General features: G+C 69.8%; 20 protein-coding genes, 1 pseudogene and 1 riboswitch. Of the genes and pseudogenes, 9 read left to right on the top strand and 12 right to left on the bottom strand.

Features of this window, described 5'->3' with window-relative positions; translation table 11 throughout:
* Positions 1-16 precede the first annotated feature (16 nt).
* A complete protein-coding gene (locus tag FHU36_RS09765) occupies positions 17-472 on the bottom strand; it encodes an anthrone oxygenase family protein (protein WP_185083410.1) in 456 nt (151 codons plus the stop codon).
* A gap of 85 nt (positions 473-557) precedes the next feature.
* On the opposite strand from FHU36_RS09765, the gene FHU36_RS09770 reads away from it, so the two are divergent.
* Together FHU36_RS09770 and FHU36_RS09775 are read left to right on the top strand one after the other, a co-directional pair.
* Complete coding sequence (locus tag FHU36_RS09770) at positions 558-929, top strand: DUF4345 family protein (RefSeq protein WP_185083411.1); 372 nt, start codon at positions 558-560, stop codon at positions 927-929.
* 332 nt (positions 930-1261) lie between these two features.
* Entirely contained in the window at positions 1262-1438 is a 177-nt protein-coding gene (locus FHU36_RS09775; RefSeq protein ID WP_185083412.1) for a hypothetical protein, read from the top strand.
* Between the two features lie 69 nt (positions 1439-1507).
* On the opposite strand, the gene FHU36_RS09780 is transcribed toward FHU36_RS09775, so the two are convergent.
* A complete protein-coding gene (locus tag FHU36_RS09780) occupies positions 1508-1939 on the bottom strand; it encodes a hypothetical protein (protein WP_185083413.1) in 432 nt (143 codons plus the stop codon).
* 128 nt (positions 1940-2067) lie between these two features.
* Positions 2068-2763 (bottom strand): TetR/AcrR family transcriptional regulator, encoded by a 696-nt coding sequence (locus FHU36_RS09785; RefSeq protein ID WP_185083414.1) that lies wholly within the window; start codon positions 2761-2763, stop codon positions 2068-2070.
* A 339-nt stretch (positions 2764-3102) separates the two neighbouring features.
* Here FHU36_RS09785 and FHU36_RS09790 point away from each other — a divergent pair, with 339 nt between their 5' ends.
* The gene (locus FHU36_RS09790; RefSeq protein ID WP_185083415.1) at positions 3103-3651 is read left to right on the top strand and encodes a hypothetical protein; all 549 of its coding nucleotides are present in this window, start codon (positions 3103-3105) and stop codon (positions 3649-3651) included.
* Positions 3652-3659: 8 nt separating this feature from the next.
* On the opposite strand, the gene sugE is transcribed toward FHU36_RS09790, so the two are convergent.
* The 3 genes from sugE to FHU36_RS09805 all read right to left on the bottom strand — a co-directional run bounded on the left by sugE (position 3660) and on the right by FHU36_RS09805 (position 5776).
* A complete protein-coding gene (gene sugE, locus FHU36_RS09795) occupies positions 3660-3983 on the bottom strand; it encodes a quaternary ammonium compound efflux SMR transporter SugE (RefSeq protein WP_185083416.1) in 324 nt (107 codons plus the stop codon).
* Positions 3984-4002: 19 nt separating this feature from the next.
* Positions 4003-4069, bottom strand: a riboswitch (guanidine-III (ykkC-III) riboswitch).
* Positions 4070-4237: 168 nt separating this feature from the next.
* Entirely contained in the window at positions 4238-5119 is an 882-nt protein-coding gene (gene sigJ, locus FHU36_RS09800) for an RNA polymerase sigma factor SigJ (protein WP_185083417.1), read from the bottom strand.
* A gap of 186 nt (positions 5120-5305) precedes the next feature.
* Positions 5306-5776: a MarR family winged helix-turn-helix transcriptional regulator gene (locus FHU36_RS09805; RefSeq protein ID WP_185083418.1), complete on the bottom strand. Its 471-nt coding sequence runs from the start codon at positions 5774-5776 to the stop codon at positions 5306-5308.
* A 67-nt stretch (positions 5777-5843) separates the two neighbouring features.
* Here FHU36_RS09805 and FHU36_RS09810 point away from each other — a divergent pair, with 67 nt between their 5' ends.
* The 3 genes from FHU36_RS09810 (at position 5844) to FHU36_RS09820 (ending at position 9179) form a co-directional block, all read left to right on the top strand.
* Positions 5844-7937, top strand: a complete 2094-nt coding sequence (locus FHU36_RS09810; RefSeq protein WP_185083419.1) for an MMPL family transporter — start codon at positions 5844-5846, stop codon at positions 7935-7937.
* A 25-nt stretch (positions 7938-7962) separates the two neighbouring features.
* The gene (locus FHU36_RS09815; protein WP_185083420.1) at positions 7963-8565 is read left to right on the top strand and encodes a class I SAM-dependent methyltransferase; all 603 of its coding nucleotides are present in this window, start codon (positions 7963-7965) and stop codon (positions 8563-8565) included.
* 287 nt (positions 8566-8852) lie between these two features.
* The gene (locus FHU36_RS09820; RefSeq protein ID WP_185083421.1) at positions 8853-9179 is read left to right on the top strand and encodes a hypothetical protein; all 327 of its coding nucleotides are present in this window, start codon (positions 8853-8855) and stop codon (positions 9177-9179) included.
* 63 nt (positions 9180-9242) lie between these two features.
* Here the strand turns inward: FHU36_RS09820 and FHU36_RS46285 are convergent, their stop codons facing one another.
* The 3 genes from FHU36_RS46285 to FHU36_RS09835 all read right to left on the bottom strand — a co-directional run bounded on the left by FHU36_RS46285 (position 9243) and on the right by FHU36_RS09835 (position 12003).
* Entirely contained in the window at positions 9243-10238 is a 996-nt protein-coding gene (locus tag FHU36_RS46285; protein WP_185083422.1) for an RDD family protein, read from the bottom strand.
* Positions 10239-10503: 265 nt separating this feature from the next.
* Complete coding sequence (locus FHU36_RS09830; RefSeq protein ID WP_185083423.1) at positions 10504-11310, bottom strand: barstar family protein; 807 nt, start codon at positions 11308-11310, stop codon at positions 10504-10506.
* A 225-nt stretch (positions 11311-11535) separates the two neighbouring features.
* Entirely contained in the window at positions 11536-12003 is a 468-nt protein-coding gene (locus FHU36_RS09835; protein ID WP_376774126.1) for an AlkA N-terminal domain-containing protein, read from the bottom strand.
* 173 nt (positions 12004-12176) lie between these two features.
* Between FHU36_RS09835 and FHU36_RS09840 the strand changes: the two genes are divergently transcribed.
* Positions 12177-12869, top strand: a complete 693-nt coding sequence (locus tag FHU36_RS09840; protein WP_221495819.1) for a hypothetical protein — start codon at positions 12177-12179, stop codon at positions 12867-12869.
* A 570-nt stretch (positions 12870-13439) separates the two neighbouring features.
* Complete coding sequence (locus FHU36_RS09845; protein ID WP_185083426.1) at positions 13440-14042, top strand: DUF3885 domain-containing protein; 603 nt, start codon at positions 13440-13442, stop codon at positions 14040-14042.
* Positions 14043-14066: 24 nt separating this feature from the next.
* Here FHU36_RS09845 and FHU36_RS09850 read toward each other — a convergent pair whose 3' ends face one another.
* Positions 14067-14297: a hypothetical protein gene (locus FHU36_RS09850; protein ID WP_185083427.1), complete on the bottom strand. Its 231-nt coding sequence runs from the start codon at positions 14295-14297 to the stop codon at positions 14067-14069.
* Positions 14298-14511: 214 nt separating this feature from the next.
* Here FHU36_RS09850 and FHU36_RS09855 point away from each other — a divergent pair, with 214 nt between their 5' ends.
* Positions 14512-14709, top strand: a complete 198-nt coding sequence (locus tag FHU36_RS09855; RefSeq protein ID WP_185083428.1) for a hypothetical protein — start codon at positions 14512-14514, stop codon at positions 14707-14709.
* Here the strand turns inward: FHU36_RS09855 and FHU36_RS09860 are convergent, their stop codons facing one another.
* Positions 14710-15027, bottom strand: coding sequence for a hypothetical protein (locus tag FHU36_RS09860; RefSeq protein WP_185083429.1), 318 nt, complete (start codon positions 15025-15027; stop codon positions 14710-14712).
* Between the two features lie 2 nt (positions 15028-15029).
* Positions 15030-15176 (bottom strand): annotated as a pseudogene (locus FHU36_RS09865) (argininosuccinate synthase); the annotation flags it as partial.
* Between the last annotated feature and the right edge of the window lie 183 nt (positions 15177-15359).

Genomic DNA, 15359 nt, shown 5'->3' on the forward strand with positions numbered 1-15359 from the left:
GGAGGTCGCCGGCACCTCAGGAGAGAAGGAGCCCCACGCCGGACAGCACGAGAGCGACGGTGCAGGCGAGGGAGCGCAGGTGGTTCCACCGGAGCCAGCGCGGAAAGTAGCCGGCCCAGTCCACCTCGCCCGCTTCGAGCGCGTTGTTGAGCGGCACGTTCACCGCCGCCGTCGACAGGAACGTGCCCAGGAAATAGACCACCGCCGCGGCGACGAAGGCGACCCCGGCGGCCGTGTCGCCGTCGCCCATGAGCATCAGCACGCCGGTGGCCAGCGACACGATCGGCGCCAGCATGAAGGACGACAGGAACCACGGGTTCAGGATCTTGATGTTGATGCCGCGCATGGCGGCGGTCGCCTGGGCGGGGCCGGCGGCGTCGAGGCCCCAGATGACCGCCACGGAGAAGCCGAGGAACAGTCCCGCCATGAGCCCGTTGAGGAGCATGGCGAGGATCGAGAGAACGGGGAGCATGCCCTGATGATCCCAGTCGTCCGCCGGGGGCGCACTACCTGAGAGGTCATCGCGGCGACGGCGGTGGCGGCGGCAGGATGCCGGGATGGTCTGCGACAACGTGATCATCGCCATGGTGGCGGTCTTCTTCGCCGGGATGGGGATCTACGGCCTGGTGGCGCCGGGTGCGCTGCTGGCCCCGTTCGGCACGCGGGTGGTCTCTGCCGACGGCCGCAACGAGGTGCGGGCGGTCTACGGCGGGTTCGGGCTCGCCACGGCCCTGGCGCTGGTCCTGGCCGCGCTGGACGTGGGCACGCTGCGTGACGGCGTGCTGGTCGCGGTGGCGCTCGCGCTGGCGGGCATGGCGGTGGGCCGAGTCGTCTCCATGCTGCTGGAGCGCCCGGCGCGGTTCTACCCGACCGTGCTCTATCTGATCGTCGAGGCTGGTCTCGCCGCGGCCCTGCTGGCCGTGCGCTGAACCACCGGTTGGCGAGGCGTGGGGGCCGGATACCACCCCGGCCCCGCCACCGCCCGGCTTAGAAGCTCCGCGAAGAGTCGTCTGCGCCGGTCCGACAATACCCTCTGCTCCAGCTTGATCGCTCACAGTAATCAAAAAGTGATTCCAGAGAACTTCTCGGATTCCGTCTGGCGTCAATGATGCGCTCTGCCCTGATCAAGGCAGTAGAGTGCCGACATTGACAGTCCGTAGTCGGTCAATTACCAACCGTCGCAAATGCGGGCACAGTCGATATAGCTCCGCGAAGCAGTCAAAGGGGGGACAACCTCCCCTCGTCCCGAAAGGGGGACAGAATGCCGTCCCTGGCCCTTCTGAGCGCCGTATGCGTCATCGTCGCCATTCTCTGGCTCACCTACTACGCGATCAGGCGACTGTCCGACGTCGCCCCGACGGCCATCGCGGCCGTGATCACCGCTCTGGCGGCGCTGCTGACCGCCGCCGCCGACCTGTTCGGACTCCTGCCCATCTGACCCGTGACCGCCTCGCCTCCCTCCGCCCCATGGTGGAGGGAGGCCCGTGAACGGCGCCAGGCCCGTACGTCACGAGGGAAGCCACGAGGGCCACCACGGGAGGACGCAGCCGCCCGGCGTGCCTTCGGTCGCCAGGTCGTACAGCGTCATCGCCGCCGGACCGGTCAGGGCGGCCGCGACCATGATCGCCGGCAGGACGAGGCCCGGCCAGCTCCGCCCGGCGAGCCAGGGCAGCCTGGCCACCAGGGGGAACGACAGTGCGAACAGCGCCGACAGCCCCGAGACGACCGGGAAGGCCACGATCCGGCTCACGACCCACACCGTCCCGGCGAACTGCTCACCCGCACTCAGGTCGCCCAGGCAGTGCGCCCTCGCCCGGGCCACCAGGAGGATCTCGAAGCAGGTCCCGGCCGTCGCGCTTACGAGGGCGATGACCGCGGCAAGCCCGCGGCCGAACACCCAGGGGGCCTCGCACGCTCGTGGCGTTCGTCGCTCGGTCATGGCGCCATCGAAGCAGACCGATATGGGAGCACCGCGCAGCCCGTGTGAGGACATGGTGCAGTCGGAGGAGACCGGACCGCCGCGGACATGCGCGCCGCTTCACCGCGACGGCCGGCCCTGCCGGATGGTCACCTCGGGTCCGCGGGTTCGCGGTCGCGGCGGAGTTCGGCCTCCATACCGTCCAGGAGGGCGCGAAGACCGTACTCGAAGGTGTGCTCGGGCGCGGCGTTGTACTCCGCCGACGGCGCGTCCAGGCGGGTGCGCAGGCGCGGGAACCCCAGGGCGATGTCGTGCGCCTTGGCCATGGCGTCCTGGATCAGCTCGTCGGCGTTCTTGCCGGTACGGCTCAGCCGCTTGGACAGCGAGTCCAGCGCCGACATGCCGAGAACGTTGCCGAGGACGTAGGTGAAGACGGCGGCCGACGCCCTGTCGGCCGCCGCGCCGCGGAAGCCGGCCGCCTCGAAGACGGCCAGGCTGTGGTCGTCGTGGCGGGCCTTGCCGGGACCGTAGAAGAGGTAGGAGCCGATGGCCTGCACGAGCCACGGGTGCCTGCCGAGCATGGCGTGCAGGCTGCCGGCCATGGTCGTGGCCGCCGTCCGCCAGTCCACGGCGTCGACGTCGGGCAGCTCGACCTCGTTCCAGACGTGGTCGCCCGCGAGCAGGACGAGGTCGTCCTTGTTCTTGACGTGCCAGTAGACGGCCGTCGCGACCGTGCCGAGCCGCTTGCCGAGGCTGCGCATGTTCAGGCCGTCCAGACCCTCCTCGTCGAGCAGTTCGACGGCGGTCCGGACGATCTGGTCCCGGGTCAGGGTGTCGCGTGGCATGGCCTCCACGATAGGGCAGCCAGGCGTTCTTGCACAAAGTTCAAGAACGGGCTTGCACTTAGTTCAAGACGTGGCTTACGTTGCTCTTGCACTTAGTTCAAGCATGTGCCCGGCCCTCGCCGAGGCCCTCCAGGTGGAGACCTTCCATGAACGTCGTCGTCGCCGTGACGCAGACCCTCGTCGCGCTCGCCTTCGTCAGCATCCCGCTGGTCCGGTCCCGCCACGGCTCCACCGCCATGGCCCGGGCGCAGGCGGAGCCGGCCCGGCAGGGCGTGCCGACCGACGTCCTCGCCGAGAACGGGATGAGCCCGCCTGACCCGCTACCACCAGGAACCCGCCATGCCACTTCCCGTCGCACTCGCCGCGACCCTGCAACTCCTGCTCGCCGCGACCTTCCTCGTCATCCCCGTCACCGTCTGGTTCACCGGCGGCGCGGCCCAGCGCGCCGCGGAGGAGGAGGTCGCCCGCCAGGGGCACGAACCCGAGATCCTCACGCGCCACGGCATCCGCTTCGCCGAGCGGACGTGGGAGTTCGCGCTCGCGCTCGCCATCGCCGCGGTCCTGATCGCGCTCGCCGCGCTCAACCTGGCCGGGAACGGCAGCGGCCGGCTGCTGTCGTGGATCGTCGAGCCGATCGTGCTCCTCGGCGTCGGCTTCGTCACCACCAGCCAGGTCTTCGCCACGAGGTACACCGAGGCGGCCCTCAGCAAGTCCGACGACGCCGCCGCGCGGGCCGTGGACGCCCGCCGCGTGATCGCCGCCGCGAGCTCCGGGTTCCCCGCCTGGCTGCGCCCCCTCGTCCTGGCGCGCTTCGCCCTCACGACCCTGGGCTCGATCCTCGTGATCGTCCTCCTGGCCGCTCCGGCCGCGGGCGCGTACTTCACCTGACCCCCGGGCTAGTGACCGCCGCCCGACAGGTTCAGGCCGATGACACCGCAGACGATGAGGGCGACCGACACGATCCGCACCGGCGACGCCTCCTCACCCAGCAACGCCATCCCGAGCACCGCCGTGCCCACCGCCCCGATGCCGGTCCAGACGGCGTACGCCGTACCGACGTCCAGGCTTTTCAGCGCGTACGCGAGCAACCCGAAGCTGAGCAGGGCGAACGCCACGAAACCCACGCTGGGCAGCGGCCGGGTGAACCCGTCGCTGAGCTTGAGCGAGTAGGCCATGGCGACCTCGAACAGACCGGCGACGATGACCACGAACCAGGCCATGACGGCTCCTCTCGATCAGGGAGCGTCGTCTTGGCGGACCGGGTACGGCGCGTCTCGTCCGGACGGGCCCGGAAGCGGGCCCGTGTCCGGGACAACGGCCTCCGCTCCGGGACGATTCCCTGCCTGCTCCTCCTTCCCCGGCCGGCGGCGCGCGTGAACGGCTCGAACAGCCGGTGCACCTGGTCCGGCGGCACCCGCGGGCCCGTGTAGCCGACCGTGACGCCGGCCTCCCGCCGGGCGGCCGGCGGGTGCGGTCAGCCGTCGAGGCCCGGGACGTCGAGCCGGTTCAGGCGTCGGGGGTCGGCCAGCACGTCGATGGTGAGGATCCGCCCGTCGGTGACGGTGAAGGCCATGACGGACACCGGCCGCTCCTTCGGCACGACGACGACCCCGGCGGCGCCGTTGACCAGCGCCGGCCGGACGAACGGGGAAAGCCGGCCGAACGTGATCGCCTGGCCGGCCACCTCACGCGCGCCCGTGACGACGACCGTGTGGTGGGCCCCGACGCCGCCGTCGGACCGCAGCACCACATCGGGGTGCAGCACGGCGACGAGCCCCTCGAAGTCGCCGTCACGGGCGGCGGCGAAGAACGCGTCCACCACGCCGCGCTGGCGGGCCAGGTCGGGGTCGGGAACCGGGGCCTGGTCCCGCACGCGGCGACGGGCGCGGCTGGCGAGCTGCCGCGCCGCGGCCGGCGTCCGCTCGATCATCGGGGCGATCTCCTCGAACGGCACGGCGAACATGTCGTGCAGCACGAACGCGAGCCGCTCGGCCGGCGACAGCGTCTCCAGCACCACCAGCATCGCCAGCCCGACCGAGTCGGAGAGCACCGCCTCGTGCTCGGGGTCGGTCCCGGACTCGCGGCTGATGATCGGGTCGGGCATGTGCACCGTGAACGGTTCCTCCCGCCGGTGGTCACGCGAGCGCAGCACGTTCAGGCACACGCGGGCCACCACCGTGGTCAGCCACGCGCCCAGGTTCTCCACGCCACTGGTGTCGGCACGGTCGAGCCGCAACCAGGCCTCCTGAACGGCGTCGTCGGCCTCGCTGACCGAGCCGAGCATCCGGTAGGCGACCGCCCGCAGGTGGGTCCGGTGCTCCTCGAAACGCCCCGTCAGCCATTCGCGTTCGTCCACCGCGTCACTTTCCTTCCTCGTGGCGTCACAGCAGTAGACCCTACGAAGACCGGCGAGGTGACCGAGGGGCCCACCGCCGGCAGGCCGGCCGGCCCGACGGCTCGCCGCCCACCGGCGCGTCAGCCACGATCGGCCCCCGGCACGCTCCCAGAGGCAACCGTTCGGCCCGCGCGCTCGAAGAGAAGGTCATGGAGAACCCGGCGGGGCTCGCAGCACGTCGAGTTCGTCGTTCATGGCGTCGAGAAAGGCGGCCACGGTGCGCAACTCCTCCGGGCTGAACCGCCGCAGGGCGTTGTCCGTGCTCCGGCCGAGCGGCCGGAAGAAGGCCGCCGCGACGTCCTTCGCCGGGTCGAGGTAGTGCAGGTGGACCACGCGCCGGTCCTGCACGTCGCGAACCCGGCGGATGTGCCCGGCCCGCTCCAGCCGGTCGAGGCAGGCGGTGACGGCCCCCGACGTGAGGTTCAGCTCCTCCCGCAGCCGGCTGGGAGTGATCGGCGACACAGCGTCGAAGATCTTGATGAGGGCCTGGACGTCGGTGGTGTGCAACCCGTGCTCGTGGGCGAACTCGTGGGCGATGCGGTTGAACTCGGCGGTCATCCGGCGCAGTCGCACCCCGAAGGACTGGAGGTCGACGCCCCTCTCACCATCGCCGTCCATGCCGCCATGCTACATTAACTCAACGATTGAGTATCTTGATGAGTGAGTTATCTCGAAGGATGGTCTGATGGCACGGCAACCGAACCGCTGGCTGATTCCGGCGCTGCTGGTGCTCGTCTGGCTGGCCGTCGGCGGAGGGCTGGGGCCGTTCGCCGGCAGGCTGACAGAGGTGTCCACCAACGACCAGGCCGCGTTCCTGCCGCAGAGTGCGGAGTCCACGCGCGTGCTGGACGTGCAGGAGAGGTTCCGCGAGGGCGAGACGCAGCCACTCATCGTGGTCTGGACGGCGGGCGGAAAGGACGTCACCCCCGAGCAGACCACCGCGGCGACCCGCGCGCTCGCCTCGCTGCGCGGCACGGCGGGCGTCGTCGGGACGCCCACGCCCGCCGTCGGCTCGGACGACGGCCGGGCGCTCCGGGGCGTGGTCCAGCTCAGCCCCGACCTCGAAGGCCCGCTCGGCGACACTCTGGACCGGATCGGCTCGGCGGTGGCGGTCGACGGCCTGCGGGCCCAGCTCGCGGGGCCGGCGGCCACCCGCGCCGACCTGTCCGACGCCTTCGCCGGGATCGACGGCCTGCTGCTCGGCGTGGCGCTGGTCACCGTGCTGATCATCCTGCTGGCGGTGTACCGGAGCGTGCTGCTGCCTCTCGTCATCATCATCGGCGCGGTCCTCGCGCTGGGGCTGGCCTGCGCTGTGGTGTACCTCCTGGCCGACCGTGGCGTCGTCCGGGTCGACGGACAGGTGCAGGGCATCCTGTTCATCCTGGTCATCGGCGCGGCCACCGACTACGCGCTGCTGCTGACCGCCCGCTTCCAGCAGGAACTGGCCGCGACCGGCGACCGCTTCGCCGCCGGCCGCGTCGCGCTGCGGCGCTCGTTCGAGCCGATCGTCGCCAGTGCCGCCACCGTGGCCCTGGGCCTGCTCGCGCTGCTGCTCAGCAGCCTGACCAACAACCGCGCGCTCGGCCCGGTGGGCGCCATCGGCATCGCGTGCGCCGCCCTCAGCGCGCTCACCTTCCTGCCCGCCGTTCTGGTCCTGCTGGGCCGCGCCGCCCTGTGGCCGGCGAAGCCGCGACCGGCCGACGCCGCGGCGCGCGGGATCTGGGGCCGCGTGGCCGCCCTGGTGGACCGCCGTCCCCGGCGGCTCTGGATCGCGACCGTCCTGCCTCTCGCCGGACTCGCCCTCTTCGCGCCGCAGCTGAACGCCCGAGGCGTCCCGCTGGACGAGACCTTCGTGAACGACGCCCCTTCGGTGGCGGCGCAGGCGACGCTGAGCGAGCACTTCCCCGGCGGCTCGGGGCAACCCGCGGTCATCGTCGTCCCCGCCGAACGCGCCGCGGCCGTGGCGCGGACGGCCGGCGACGTCGAGGGCGTGTCCACCGCCGAGGCGGTGACCCGAAGCGGACGACCGGGCGACACCCCCAAGATCGTCGACGGTCTCGTGCTGGTCGAGGCGACGCTGGACGACGCGCCGGACGGCGACGCCGCCCAGGACACGGTCAAGCGCCTGCGCGCCGCGCTCGCGTCCGAGGACGGTGTCATGATCGGCGGGTACAGCGCGCAGCGCTACGACACGACCGAGACCGCGAAGGACGACACCCTGCTCATCGTCCCGGTCGTCCTGGCGATCATCCTGCTCATCCTGATCGTCCTGCTGCGCTCGCTGATGACGCCCGTGCTCCTGGTCGTCACCGTCGCCCTGAACTTCCTGGCCACCCTCGGCGTCTCCACACTGGTCTTCACGCACGTGTTCGGGTTCACCGGCAGCGACGCGTCCGTGCCGCTGTACGGCTTCGTCTTCCTGGTCGCGCTGGGGGTGGACTACAACATCTTCCTCATGTCCAGGGTGCGCGAGGAGACCGCGCACCACGGGCCACGGGAGGGCGTGCTGCGCGGGCTGGTCACCACCGGCGGGGTGATCACCTCGGCGGGCGTCGTACTCGCCGCCACCTTCGCCGCGCTGGTGGTGATCCCGCTGGCCTTCCTCGCGCAGGTGGCCTTCATCGTCGCCTTCGGTGTCCTGCTCGACACCCTGGTGGTGCGGTCCCTGCTGGTCCCGGCTCTGGTACGGGATCTGGACGCGCGCGCGTGGTGGCCCAGTCGCCTAGGCCGGGCCGGGGTACGGCAGGAGTCCAGGGACCTGACCGGAGCCTCCAGATGAGCCCGGTGTCCGGCAGGATGATCACATGACACTGGAGAACGGCAGGCGATGGAACCACAACATCCACTACCACTCCCGTATCCTGCGCGCGGTCCCTGACGGCGCCCAGCGCGCCCTCGACGTCGGCTGCGGCGAGGGCATGCTCGCCCGCGAGCTCCGGCGGACCGTGCCGCACGTCACCGGCATCGACCTCGACGCGCCCAGCATCGACCAAGCCCTCAAGTATCCGGACGACGTCGACTACGTCCTCGGCGATTTCCTCACCCACCCCTTCGAGCCCGCCTCGTTCGACGTCATCGCCTCGGTGGCCACCCTGCACCACATGGACGCCGCCGCCGGGTTGGCCCGCATGCGCGACCTGCTGCGCCCCGGCGGCGTCCTGGCCATCGTCGGCCTGGCCCGTAGCGCCATGCCCGACGACCTGCCGCGTGACCTGGCCGGCGTCGTCGTCGGTACCTTCCATCGCGTGGCGAAGGGCCACTGGAAGCATCCGTCGCCCACGGTGTGGCCGCCGCCGGTGACGTACCCGCAGATGCGAACGTTGGCCGCCGAGATGCTGCCCGGCTCCCGGTATCGCCGTCACCTCCTGTTGCGTTACAGCATCATCTGGCGCAAGCCGCAGGGCTGAGCAGCCGACGTCCTCGCCCACGAACCCGCACCCGCGGAGAACCGCCGGCACCACGGACGGCCCATCGGGCACCTGCTCGCCGGCCCCGGCTGGTACGCGCCGCCGCGGTAGGGTCGGGCAGAACTCTCGGGGAGTTCCCCTCACCCGATGGCAGGCTGGTCGAGTACACCGCGCTCACCCGGGACAGAACCCCCGGAAGCTATCTCGCGGCCACAGTGACCCGCCGGCGAACCACCCAACCGCGACCCGGCCCCCACGGGGCCAGATCCAGGATCTACCGGCTCACGATGGACGAGAAGGCAGCCGTCGACGTCCAGGGCTCCGTCTCGGAGGAGATGAACGGGGTCGTTCGCAGCATCGCCGGGTCGCCGGCGGGCGAGATCGCCTACGCGCGGACGACCGCCGACAAGAAGGGCACCTTCCGCTCTTTCGCCGGAGTCCTCAGCACCGCCGGCGAATGGCCGGCCGAGGATCCGTACCGCCTGTACTGGAGCGACGAGAACACCCTCGTCTTCATGACCCTCCCGCCACCGGCACCCGCCAGGATCTCGCCCTCCCCCCAAAAGGTCGTCTGGCAGGGCAGCGACGAACTGATCGAAGAGATCACCTGGTAGCACCGTCGGCAGCGGGGGCTCCGCTGAGCATCCTGTCCGGCTCGGACGATCCGTTCGGCGCGATCACGTCTGAGGCTGGGCCTCCGTCACCCGGTCGCGCACCACCGCAGCGCCCAGCAAGCGGTCGTGCAGAACCCGGCCTTCCCCATCGAGGAGCATCCACAACCCGTCCACCAGGACGAACCACAGCCCGACGCCGGGGACGAGGGCGACCAGGGGGAAGGCCAACGTGCGAAGAGCCGCCTTCCCCGCCCCCAGTCGTCCACCCGTCCGCGCGTCGATGACGCGAATGCCCAGCAGGCGCTTGCCGAGAGTCCGCCCCCACACGGCGTGCTGCACCCAGCAGTACACGTACAGGCCGATCACGACGGCCAGGTCCGCGGGCCGCACACTGCCCCGGAACAGGTATGTGTCAGCCCGCTCCAGAAGTCCGGCCCCCATGGCGATCTTGAAGTTCATGCCGATCAGGGGCCATGCCGGCCCTCCGACGGCACCGAGGACCACACCGATGATCAGGTAGTCGACCAGGGCCGCCGCCGGCCGCCGCCACACCGTCCCGGCCGGTGACCCGTCCGGCTCGCCGGCGGCGACGGACCGCATCTCGCGCGACGCGGCGAGCACCAGCGCCGCGGCCGCCAGGAGGAACAGCTGAGTGATCCCCCAGCCACCGGCCACCCCCTTGAACCAGTCGGCGCTGAGCAGGGGGATCGCCTCACGGCAGATCCCTCGATCGCCGTACAGCGAGGCGAGAGGTTCGACCACCGCGATCAGGACGAGGACTCCTGCCACCCGCCGGCCTGTCACCCCGGGATCCCTGCGGCCGAGGCAGGCGACCAGACCGAGGAGGACCACAAAGGCCGCAACCCCCCACTCCGTCGTGAGCTCCTCGACGGCTTCGAGATCGCGGCGCAGCGGGGCAAGCGGCGACAGCGTCGATCCACTGCCGAACTGACACACGTACCCGTAGACCTCGCCGGACTCCCCATGGGTCTGGACGAGTTCCTCGGCTACGCGGCGCTCTCGCCACAGTTCCCACGTCGGGAAGGCTGCGACGGCCACAGCCGCCACCCATGCCGCCGGTGCTGACCGCGAGAACCGGGAGGACAGCGGCAAGATGCTCCTTTCGCCCTGGGGAGCGACACCCTACCGATGCTCCGACGGAGCAGTAGAGACGCGACCGCCCGCCCGGTGTCTTCCCAGGGAGCCCCGCGATCACAGATCCGGTTCGTCTGCGGATCCCCCACGAGACCTGAGGAAATGCCGTGCGGGGAACCGGGCGGCATTCATCGGTCTTCCGGCAGGCGCCGAAGCACGAGACGGAGTGTCACATCAACACGACACCAACGTCGCGCTCCGCGAGGATCGTCTGGATGATGTCGAAACAGGGTTGAGCGTCGTCGTTCACCTGCTCCAAGGTTCGTGTCAGGGACCGCCGCGCGATGTGGGACTCGTTCCAGATCAGCGTGAACGGCGCCCTCGCTCCGAAGCGACCCCCCAGACAGTCGTCCAGCGCGTCGAGATTCCAGCCGAAGTAGCCGCCCGGCCCGTTGATGGCCTCGCCCATCGCAAGGTAGAAGGCGGCCTCATCGGTGACATGGGTTCCATCGAGGTGGTAGACGCTTCCCGGCGGGTGATCGACTCGTCCTGCCCGCCAGAAGCTGCTGCGGCCGACGATGGTCAACCATTCCCGCCTGTCCTGCGGACCGTACGCGGCCCACTGGTTCGGCCGGTCAGGCCGGGCTGTGCGCCAACGTTCCCAGACGTGCCTCGCGCCGGCCGGCGGACTGTCGAACCCCCACAGAGCGACGATGTCCACCCGCTCAGGATCGAGTCTGGAGGGTCGCCAGTCGACGATCCGACTCACCCAGAAGTCCGCGAGCGGCTCTCCTGCCGCGTCCAGCATCCGAAGCCCTTCGAGGCCCACGGGGTTTCGCCGGCAACAGCGCTCGGAACCCTCCAGATAGGCGCGCAACCGCTGAGCGGGAAGGCATCCCAGGATCTCGATCGTCACGGGCTGCTCGCTCTCAGCGGGCTCGACGAAGAAGCCCTCGGCATCGAGGCAGGCACCGAGAACCTGATCATCCTCATTGATCAGAAGGAACTTCGGTTGAACGGTGTCCATGCGCTCCATCCTCACCCCTGCGACGGCCGCACCGTCGGTGTCGCGATCACCACGTCCACAGACGCCCGGCCAGATGCGCGCTACCAGGCGGGAACCTCGCGCTCCTGGCGACGACTCAGCGGCCGGCGGCAAGGTGTTGCATCGCGTAGGAGCGCCAGGGCCGCCACTGGTCGGCTTTCTCGGCGGGGATGCCCGGGAGGAGCACGTCGGGGTCGCGGACGGCTCGCATCCGGATCAGTGCTGCCGCTTTCTTCGGTGATGCCCGGAAGGTCGTGGACCTGCTTGGTCACGTGCTCGTGGTCGGCGTCCAGGTCGAGGTCGAACGCCTCGATGCGCGGGATCGTGTGGGTGACCCGGCCCACCGGTATGGCCGGCGGCTGGCGCGGCTGCGGCCGGCGGCCCCAGGTGCCGGTCGATGGCCTCCTGGCCGGCGTCCAGGTCCAAGAGGCGGCGGCGCCTGCTCACGGCGGCGGTCAGGTCGCGTAGGTCGTCGAGCCGCAGCTCGCAGCCCACGTACTTGGCGCCAGGCATCTCACTCAGGGCAACGACCCCGGTCCCATGCGGAAGGACGAGGGAGCGGCGGTGGATTCCTTCCGCGTACTTCTCGGCGCCGAGGGTGGCTTCCGCGCCCAGGCTGCCGAGCATCGCCGCCACGTCCATGGGCGGCCGATAGGGCAGGCGAAGGCTGATGGCGCCCGGCACGGCCGGTCCGGCCTGGCGACGCAGTTGGGACGGTGTGATGCCGTGGAGCGGGCGCGCATCGTGTCGTTGAACTGGCGCACGCTGCCGAACCCTCCGTCAGGCAGGAGGAAAAACGTTCCGCGGTCGCCGCTGGTGCCGTCCGCGCCAGGCCGTGTTGGATGGTGACCGTGCAGGTGAAGATCATCGTCCAGCGGGTACGGCTGGGGGCCGAGGAGTTCCGGGTGATCCGCCCGGCCAAACCCCTGACCAATGGGGGGCTCTACGACGACGGCAATCAGTACAACATGTATGTGAACCGGATGGACGGCCGGCGAATCGGCACGCTGTGGCTGCTCGCCGCACGATCCCCACGGTCACTGGTGTACCTGCCGATGCGCGTAGGCCCGCCCGCCCCGGGGATCAATCCCGACTGGGACAAGGAGGAGAGGTACCCAGACCGGCCGCTTGACCTCGTGCTGGTCCACCACTCGTTACAGGTCCCGCCGTCACGCTGGAAACAGATGCGGGAGCGGATCACCACGGGGAGCCCAACCCATGAGGTGCGGACCGCGAGCGTGCCGGACACCGACCTGCCCGCCGACGAGGAGATCGACTACCGGGCCCTGAACTACCAGGAGAACAGGGACGTGTTCCACCAGCGCGTCCACGCCGAGACACTGTTTCTGACCGGCAGTGCTGCGGCGTTCCGGGAGCCGGCCCGCCACTTCTTCGCCGTGGCGAAGGAGGGGCCGTCCGCTGCCGTGACCTCGCTGTACATCTCAGGCGCCTGCCACTATCACGTCTGCCGGCTGTTCTACTGGCCGCATCTGGATCCGGGCGGTGGACAGGACATCCACGTGGAGTACTGCCCGCCCTGGACGAAGTGACGAAGCCTGCTGTGGGATCAGGCGAGATCTCCGGCGTGCCCCGAACGATGATCGTCTGGGCGTCTGCGGCGGCGACAGCCACCACTCCAACCCTGTGGAAACGCATAGCCGGCATCGCGGCCGCAGCGGCTCTTCTGCCCTTCATACTGCTCGACATCGTGACGTACACCAGCCTGGAGAGAGACGCCTCCGGACTGCTTTTCGCCGGTTCGGTGCGCCGGCGCCTGCTTCTCGCGGCCATATCCTCGTCGCATCGACCGCTTGGCACCCCCGGTGACGGCTCTCCTGGGCCGGCACCGTCCACCTGGCGCGGAGCATGATCCGCGGACGGTTGAAAGGCATGATCTCCAGACGGACGAGGGATCTCACCGTCCGGCATCTACGCCCGGAGCACTCCATGACGAGTGAGAACGTGATCGTCCACAGGTGTTCGCGACCTTCCGTCAGCCCAGCTCACACATCACCGTGACGGGGTTGTCCATCCACGAGCGTCCATGATCGTCCAAGGCCGTCGTTGGCATCCGCGTTAGCAAGATCGTGTGCATGCATCACGGGCCTACGCTGGGACGCATGCCCGCACACGAACTACCGGACCCGGCTTTGCCCGAACTGTCCACCCTGTGGCGATCCCACTGGCCGGACTGCCCGCCCATCGGTCACGAGCTGCGTTTCTACCCGGATTGTCGGGTGCGCTTCCACAGCTTGCCGGGCTCCAGGCGCTACGCGGAGACGGAGGCCGAGTATCGGACGATACTTCACCGCCACAACACCGTCCTGACCGAGATGTTCGGCGGCCAGGAGGTCTACGTCACCACGGTCACCTACGTCATGGACGAAGGCTTCACCGACCTGACGCCTTTCGACGCGCACGCCCTCAACTCCGGCTCGCGTCCATGGACCAGGGTACGTGAGGACGACGAACTCGAACCCGGCTGCACCATGCATGTGCACGTCGGCCGTCAGCAGTGGAACCCGGGCATCGTGGACCCCCTGCTGCGAGCGGTCGCCGACGACCTGTGCCACGGCGTCATCATCATGGACACGGGCCTACGCCGCGCCTATCACCCCTACGACGGCGGCGCCGACGTCATCATGGCCAACACTGACGAACGCGACCAGCTCAAGGCCGCCCACACCGACTGGCTCCCAAGCGACCGACATGGGCGTGAGTGAGTCCGCCCCCACTCCTACGACAGTTCAAGCACGGGCTTGAGGCTTTCCCTGATCTTTCAACCACGCCGTCCACTGGCTCTTCTTCGGCTTCGGGAGGTGCGCCGCCGATCGCCTGGCCAGCACGGCATATCGCACGTCCTCGCAGCGATGCTCACGCCGTACGGCCAGGCAAACCAGACGCGCGAGTTGATCGACCACCTCGGCCGGCAGATACGGCAAGGCCATGGTCAGGCCATGCAGGGCACCACCCTTCACCCCCCCAACTCCTGGCGGCGGCCGTCCACTCCTCTGGATAACGGGACTCCCACTCCAGGTTGAGCAGGAGGTACTTGAGCCCACCCCCCTGGGCGTAGGCCTCGACGGGGACGTACTCCAAGAACGCTTCAGGGAGTCTTCTGTCCTGCTCGGCACCCCATCGGGACAGCGCCTCGGCACCTGCCGGTCCCTCGTCCTGCCATACCTCGTTGCGGTGGCCGTGGCCCCGACGCAGCACCTGACGAAACACGCTCTGCGACCGCCCTTTTCAGCGCGCGGCGACAACCGCACGCGGGTCGACGACGCGGTGCGCGGTGGCTCCACCATCGCCCGCGCTGACCTCGCCGACGCCGTGCTCCGTGGCCTGCCCGACTCAGGAACCCGCAGCCACACCGTCGACGTGGCCCACTGATCAGCGTGGACGGCTGAGGGCTGCCTCGGCCAGATCCGTCCACTTCTCGGCCGAGGAGTGGGGCACGACCACCCAGTCCTTGACCACCCGGCCCTGCCCCGAGGGGTCGAACAGAGACGCCCCGGGCAGCTTGAGCGCGGCCGTGTGCTCGGGGGTATCCCTGACCAGCCGGAACACCATCGCACCGTCGCGCTGCAGGCTCGCGAACACCTTCCCCACCTGATCCTTGAGCGCGGGACTCCCCATCATCCTGGAGATCCGTACACCCAGCTCGGCCAGCTCGGCGCCGACCTGCTTGAAATCCTCTTCTGCGCTCATCGTCAGTTGGTCCCAAACTCCATGGCCGCGTGGTCGAGCAGCTCGTCGTGGTCGGGGCTCTTCCCGCGTGACGCGATCGCCTCGGCCCCGCCTTCCGGCAGCACGGCGATCAGGCTAGTTGTCCAGACGGCACCGATCAAGGCCGGATGGGGGTGGCGACCATGCCGAGTCCCGCCGCCGATCCTCGACTATGCGCGATAGATCACCATCAGCGCCGACCAGGGCAAACGTGAAGATCAGAAGCTAGTAGACAAGCTAGGGACACTGCACCAAACGAAAGCCTCTGACAAGGGGACAGTGATGGGACTCTCAGCCATCGCCGAGCGAGCCCA

The organism is Nonomuraea muscovyensis (assembly GCF_014207745.1).
Lineage (GTDB): Bacteria > Actinomycetota > Actinomycetes > Streptosporangiales > Streptosporangiaceae > Nonomuraea > Nonomuraea muscovyensis.

Excerpts from the sequence above, each read along its gene's own strand:
- FHU36_RS09765 (WP_185083410.1), bottom strand. The coding sequence starts at position 472 with ATGCTCCCCGTTCTCTCGATCCTCGCCATGCTCCTCAACGGGCTCATG.
- FHU36_RS09770 (WP_185083411.1), top strand. The coding sequence starts at position 558 with ATGGTCTGCGACAACGTGATCATCGCCATGGTGGCGGTCTTCTTCGCC.
- FHU36_RS09775 (WP_185083412.1), top strand. The coding sequence starts at position 1,262 with ATGCCGTCCCTGGCCCTTCTGAGCGCCGTATGCGTCATCGTCGCCATT.
- FHU36_RS09780 (WP_185083413.1), bottom strand. The coding sequence starts at position 1,939 with ATGACCGAGCGACGAACGCCACGAGCGTGCGAGGCCCCCTGGGTGTTC.
- FHU36_RS09785 (WP_185083414.1), bottom strand. The coding sequence starts at position 2,763 with ATGCCACGCGACACCCTGACCCGGGACCAGATCGTCCGGACCGCCGTC.
- FHU36_RS09790 (WP_185083415.1), top strand. The coding sequence starts at position 3,103 with ATGCCACTTCCCGTCGCACTCGCCGCGACCCTGCAACTCCTGCTCGCC.
- sugE (WP_185083416.1), bottom strand. The coding sequence starts at position 3,983 with ATGGCCTGGTTCGTGGTCATCGTCGCCGGTCTGTTCGAGGTCGCCATG.
- FHU36_RS09805 (WP_185083418.1), bottom strand. The coding sequence starts at position 5,776 with ATGGACGGCGATGGTGAGAGGGGCGTCGACCTCCAGTCCTTCGGGGTG.
- FHU36_RS09810 (WP_185083419.1), top strand. The coding sequence starts at position 5,844 with ATGGCACGGCAACCGAACCGCTGGCTGATTCCGGCGCTGCTGGTGCTC.
- FHU36_RS09815 (WP_185083420.1), top strand. The coding sequence starts at position 7,963 with ATGACACTGGAGAACGGCAGGCGATGGAACCACAACATCCACTACCAC.
- FHU36_RS09820 (WP_185083421.1), top strand. The coding sequence starts at position 8,853 with ATGGACGAGAAGGCAGCCGTCGACGTCCAGGGCTCCGTCTCGGAGGAG.
- FHU36_RS09830 (WP_185083423.1), bottom strand. The coding sequence starts at position 11,310 with ATGGAGCGCATGGACACCGTTCAACCGAAGTTCCTTCTGATCAATGAG.
- FHU36_RS09845 (WP_185083426.1), top strand. The coding sequence starts at position 13,440 with ATGCCCGCACACGAACTACCGGACCCGGCTTTGCCCGAACTGTCCACC.
- FHU36_RS09860 (WP_185083429.1), bottom strand. The coding sequence starts at position 15,027 with ATGAGCGCAGAAGAGGATTTCAAGCAGGTCGGCGCCGAGCTGGCCGAG.